The sequence below is a fragment of the Bradyrhizobium acaciae genome, assembly GCF_020889785.1.
GTDB classification, from domain to species: Bacteria; Pseudomonadota; Alphaproteobacteria; order Rhizobiales; family Xanthobacteraceae; genus Bradyrhizobium; species Bradyrhizobium acaciae.
Map to the genome: position 1 here is coordinate 1 of NZ_JACMYK010000263.1, position 3928 is coordinate 3928.

3 protein-coding genes are annotated in these 3928 nt (G+C 62.7%); all 3 read right to left on the reverse strand.

Annotated elements, in window-relative coordinates; all coding sequences use genetic code 11:
- Positions 1–12 precede the first annotated feature (12 nt).
- Complete coding sequence (locus H8A92_RS39825; protein ID WP_229200716.1) at positions 13–1800, reverse strand: thiamine pyrophosphate-requiring protein; 1788 nt, start codon at positions 1798–1800, stop codon at positions 13–15.
- A 70-nt stretch (positions 1801–1870) separates the two neighbouring features.
- Positions 1871–2173: a plasmid stabilization protein gene (locus tag H8A92_RS39830; RefSeq protein ID WP_229200718.1), complete on the reverse strand. Its 303-nt coding sequence runs from the start codon at positions 2171–2173 to the stop codon at positions 1871–1873.
- A gap of 350 nt (positions 2174–2523) precedes the next feature.
- Entirely contained in the window at positions 2524–3732 is a 1209-nt protein-coding gene (locus H8A92_RS39835; protein WP_229200717.1) for an MFS transporter, read from the reverse strand.
- Positions 3733–3928: the final 196 nt, after the last annotated feature.

The window sequence follows — 3928 nt, forward strand, 5'->3', positions numbered from 1 at the left end:
CCTGAGACCGCCTCAGTCCTTCCCGGGAAGGATCGTCTCGAGCACCTGCCGGGCAGCGCCCCGGATCACGCCAGCCTCATTGGGATCGCCCTTGGCCAGGGCGATGGAAAAGTTTTTGGCCTGCTCCAGCGTGATGTGCGGCGGGAGCGGCGGCACCTCCGGATCGGTCTTCACCTCGAGCACCACCGGAACGTCGCTTGCGAATGCTTGGTCCCAGGCTAATCCGACGAGATCGGGCCGATCGACATAGATGCCGCGGAGACCGATCATCTCTGCAAAGTGGGAATATGAGACGTCAGGTATGCGCTGCGACGCCTCGAACTTCGGATCACCATTGATGATCCGTTGCTCCCAGGTAACTTGGTTGAGATCCTCATTGTTGAATACGCAGACAATCCAGCGATGGTCTTTCCACTGTCGCCAGTATTTCGCGACCGTGATTAATTCGGCCATGTTGTTCATCTGCATCGCGCCGTCGCCAACCAGCGCGATCACCGGACGGTCGGGGTCGGCATATTTGGCTGCGATCGCGTAGGGGACGGCGGCGCCCATCGATGCGAGGCCTCCCGAGAGCGAGGCATTGACGCCACGCCGCATCTTGAGATCGCGTGCGAACCAGTTGGCGCACGAGCCGGAGTCGCTGGTGATAATCGCGCGGTCGGGAATTCGCGGCGACAGCTCCCAGGTGACGCGCTGTGGATTGACTGGTTTGGCCGGCTGCCGTGCCCGATCCTCGAGCGTGGTCCACCATTCGCGGACCTTGCCTTCAATTGACTTGCGCCAGCGGTCCGGGCTCTTCTGCGCGAGCCGCGGCAGCAACGCGCGCAGCGTCTCGGCGGCGTCGCCGACAAGACCGACTTCCATCGGGAAGCGGATCGACAGCATGCTGGCATCGATGTCGATCTGAACGCCGCGGGCGCGGCCTTCCTTGGGCAGGAATTCGGAGTAAGGGAACGCGGAGCCGACCATCAACAGCGTGTCGCACTCCATCATCAGGTCATAGCTCGGCTCGGTGCCGAGCAAGCCAATCGAGCCGGTCACCCAGGGAAGGTCGTCAGGCAGTACGGCTTTGCCAAGGAGAGCCTTGGCGCAACCGGCTGCGAGCCGGTCTGCAACCGCGATGACCTCGTCGGTCGCCCCAAGTGCACCGGCTCCGACCAGCATGGCAACTTTCTTGCCGGCGTTGAGGATGTCTGCCGCACGGTCGAGTTCGGCTTCGTGCGGAACGACTCGCGGCGGGGCGTAGCCGATGCCGGAGCGCAGCGTGCCGTGGGCGCGCGGCGGGTCTTCGTAATCGTCCTCCTGAAGGTCGTTCGGGAGGATGACGGCGGTCACGGCACGCCGGGCGAGCGCGATCCGTGCCGCACGATCGATCAAATGGCGGACTTGCGCAGGCGAAGAGGCCTGGGCGACGTAGGCACCCGCCACGTCCTTGAACATCGAGACCAGGTCGAGCTCCTGCTGATACTGTCCGCCGAGCGCATTGCGCGCTTGCTGCCCGACCAGGGCGAGGACCGGCTGATGGTCAAGCAGCGCGTCATAGAGGCCGGTCGTGAGATGCGAGGCTCCCGGTCCCGAGGTCGCGATGCACACCCCGAGGCGCCCGGAGAATTTCGCGTAGGCCGAGGCCATGAAGGCGGCCATTTCCTCGTGGCGTGCCTGGATGAACTCGATGCTGCCGCCGGCGCGATTGAGCGCGCCGAACACGCCGTTAATGCCGTCGCCGGGGTATCCGAAGATGTGCCGGACGCCCCAATCGTGCAGGCGGTGAACGATGAAATCGCTGACGGTCTGTGACATGGTCGTCTACCTTGGCAGTGTCGTTGGCGCTCAAGCCGTCGATACAGTTTCGCTTTGGTCAGATGCGGCGCTAGGCGGCTCTCCGCTTCCGGGTCCGCGCCGCCTTCTTTGCTGAACGCGACCGTTCCGCCGCGGGACGGTTTGCGGACGCGGAGCCGCCGAGCCTGCCGCCTTTACGCGAGGGGGCGTGGTCTTCTTCCTTGCCACGGCCCGATCCGGCTTTCTTGCCGCCGTGAGTTTCCTTGTTTACGGTTGCCCAAGCACGCCGTTCGGCTTCGTTGCGCGAGACTCCGCGCTTCTCATAGCCGTCCTCGATGTGCTCAGCCTGGCGCTTTTGCTTGTCGGTGTAGCTCGATTTGTCACCACGCGGCATATGCGACTCCTTTTCGTTATGCAGTTTCGTCCTGACGTTCGGGCGATAGGGGCTCGAATCTTGATTGGCTGAAACGACCGAGTCCGCCGATTTCATAATAGCCATCCCGGGCATGCACCTTTGTTACCTCGTAGATGCGTCCTACAGACAGGATGTCTCGTTGAAGTGTGTTATCGACGCAGCGAACGTGAAGTGTCATGCCGATTTCCATCATGCTGGTTACCTAGTTGGTTTCGTTCAGCCGAAGAACAGTGCAAATGAAGCTGATGCTTTCTAGAGGCCGCGCGACTCGGCGCGCGGCGTTCGCTTGCATCCGATGAAGGTTGAACGACCCGCGACCCGAGCCGTTCCTATTCAGAACGGTGCATTGAGCCGAAGATCAACGCGACGACCGCGAACGTCGTAATCATGCAGGAAAATGCGATGTCAGCGACGGTCGTATCGGTGAGGCTCGAAAGCACGCCGACACCGATCACCGGCAGCGCGTTGCCGACGAAGCAGCAGACGAAATAGGTCGAAACCACGGCGGCGCGCTGGTCGGCGGGAGCGATCTCATTGACCACCTGAAGGCTGCCGCGATAGCCAAGCCCGGCCGATATGGCGACGACGGCGGTCGCGCCCAGCATGACCCAAAGCGATGCTGAAATCTGCGCGGTGACGATCGCGGCGGCGGCGGGAATCATCAGCGCGAGCGACCACAGCATCGAGGTACGGCTCGAGAGCGCTTGTGTAGCCACGATGACCAAAGCGACGATCATAGCGAGCTCGAACAGCAGCGCACCGGCGGCGGCTCGAGCCTCGATGTGAAGTTCGTGCAACAGAATTCCGGGCATCAATGACGCATAAAAGCCGACCAGTGCCATCAGACCGAAGCCCGTGATTGCAGGCGCCACGAATTGAGCCTGGATATTGCGCGGCAACGCCAGTTGCGGGCGAATTTCGATCCGGCGGTGGTCCGGATGCCGCACGGTCTCTTGCGTCAACCAGATCAGGACCGCGACCGCGCACACAACGACGAGATAGACGGCGAACGAGAGCCGCAGCGGCCACGGCGCATACTGCGCGAGCAGGCCGGATAAGAGAGCGGCGAGACCGATCCCGATGAAGTTGGAGCTTGTGCCGATGATGGCCGCGTAGCCCTTGTCGCCTTTGTCGGCCAGTTCGGCGAGCCAGGCATTGCCGGTGCCGCTGGCGAGGCCAATACCAAGACCGCTGAGGATGCGGCCGATATAGAGCCAAGTGACGCCGCGGGCGAACATGAAGACCAGTGTGGCCATGATCAGGACCCCAACCGCCGACAGCGCGGTGGCGCGCCGTCCGGCGCGGTCGGAGGCACGGCCGAACAGCAGGAGTGCCACGACGTTGCCGATCGCATAGGCTGCATAGATCAGCGTCAGCGTGAGCTGCGAAAAGCCAAATGCTTCCTGGTACATTAGGTAGAGCGGGGTGATCACAGTGCTCAGGCCGAAGGCGACCGCCACCAGCATCCCCACCGCAGCGAGCGCCGCAGTGTTCCGAAGTTCCACCTGTCGGGTGCGCATGGCGTCGAGCCGCGCCATTCGAATTGCCTCATGAAGTAGGGATCGTGAGGCAATTCGTGATATGGCCCTTCGTTCCCAACCCGTGGGTCCGGGCCGGCCGCCGCGACCCGTCGGTCTGCGAGGAAACCGGCAATCATTTTGACGATTGCCAGAAGCCTTCGGCTACTTCCGGCTTTTGTCCAGCTCCTGGGCCATTGCGAGATGGTGCTTGAGT